The sequence below is a fragment of the Vibrio sp. 1641 genome, from assembly GCF_033339995.1.
Lineage (GTDB): Bacteria > Pseudomonadota > Gammaproteobacteria > Enterobacterales > Vibrionaceae > Vibrio > Vibrio alginolyticus.
Window position 1 is genome coordinate 1 of the sequence record NZ_JAWOVP010000181.1, and the last position, 701, is coordinate 701.

The window sequence follows — 701 nt, forward strand, 5'->3', positions numbered from 1 at the left end:
ACTGGATGCCAAACCGTCCCAGGCCTTTCTGCTCATACTGTAACCATGATGCAGAATGCTTTGATGTGCGCAACGATAGAGTTTCATGAAGAACAAGTGAACTGTATCCACTTACTGTTTGCGTATCTTTCTGATGACACGCTAGTGAATATGATGAACGCTATTAGCGCGGAGCTAGACAAAGTCGAACCATCTCGCCTAGTCGTAATTAAAGAGCATGTGGGCGATGGTGGAAACAATACTTCTAAGGCGACGAGCAGCTCGAACTTTGCATTGAATCAGTTCACAACGGATCTTACTGAGCAAGCTAAAGCTGGAAAAATAGATCCTGTTATCGGTCGCGACAATGAAATCCGCTTGATGATCGATATCTTATTGCGTCGCCGCCAAAACAATCCGATCTTAACGGGTGAGGCTGGTGTAGGTAAAACTGCGGTAATTGAGGGGCTGGCGCAAAAAATAGTGGATGGGGATGTTCCTCCGGCTTTACATGATGTTGCCATCAAATCACTCGATCTTGCTTTGCTTCAGGCGGGTGCGGGGATGAAAGGGGAGTTTGAAAACAGACTTAAAAATCTCATTCGAGAAGTTAACGAATCTTCGCAGCCAATCATTCTTTTTATCGATGAAGCTCATGGTCTAATCGGAGGTGGTGGTCAAGCGGGGCAAGGTGATGCTGCTAATATATTGAAACCAGCGTT

1 protein-coding gene is annotated in these 701 nt (G+C 45.6%); it reads left to right on the plus strand.

Going from position 1 to position 701, the window contains the following annotated elements:
• The coding region (locus R7Z47_RS24925; RefSeq protein ID WP_318130774.1) for an AAA family ATPase at positions 1-701 on the plus strand (701 nt) is incomplete at both ends.